Genomic DNA, 656 nt, shown 5'->3' with positions numbered 1-656 from the left:
TAGCTATGTTTAAAAAAATATTTAGTGTTGTAGCTTTAAGTGCTTTAATTTCAAGTTCTGCTTTTGCAGAGGATATTCTTGCTAAAATAAGCAATGGAGCAATTAGTGATAATAGTGCGGGTGTTAAAGTTTTAACTCTTGATGAGATGAAAGAGGTTAAGGGTGGGTATTATTTTAAAAGAGATAGTGCCTTTGATTATAATGCAGGCTCTTTAAGTTCTTATGGATATGTTGTAATGAACGACAGTTTTCATCAGGATTCAAATGCGGTTACACAATCATTAGGTTACTCTAGTGGTTATATTGTAGCTAAATACCGCTATGTAAATAATCAAAAAGATTATTATTTGCAATATTTTTCAAGCAAATATGGTTCAGGCACAAATATCTGGGCCTATGCAGGAAGTCCTGCTTATAATATATTAAATGAATTTAAAAACAAATACTAATTCTTTCTAAATTTATTCCATTTTGACATAAAATGGAATAAATATTGCTTGTATTATTTTATATTTAGATTGAAGGCAGAAAAATCTAAATAAAGGATTTAATATGAGCATCTTTAGTATAAATGATAATTCAAGTTATGGCTCTATACTTTCACAAAGTAAAGCAAATAAAGAAAGTAAAGAAAATTCAAAAATAAATTTTGCAAA

General features: G+C 27.7%; 1 protein-coding gene. It reads left to right on the top strand.

Annotated features, from left to right (window positions below; all coding sequences use genetic code 11):
• Positions 1-5: 5 nt before the first annotated feature.
• Positions 6-449: a hypothetical protein gene (locus JG677_RS08475; RefSeq protein ID WP_200286206.1), complete on the top strand. Its 444-nt coding sequence runs from the start codon at positions 6-8 to the stop codon at positions 447-449.
• Positions 450-656 lie beyond the last annotated feature (207 nt).

This window comes from Campylobacter sp. TTU-622 (assembly GCF_016598965.1).
GTDB lineage: Bacteria > Campylobacterota > Campylobacteria > Campylobacterales > Campylobacteraceae > Campylobacter_D.
This window is presented reverse-complemented; position numbering and strand designations above follow the sequence as displayed.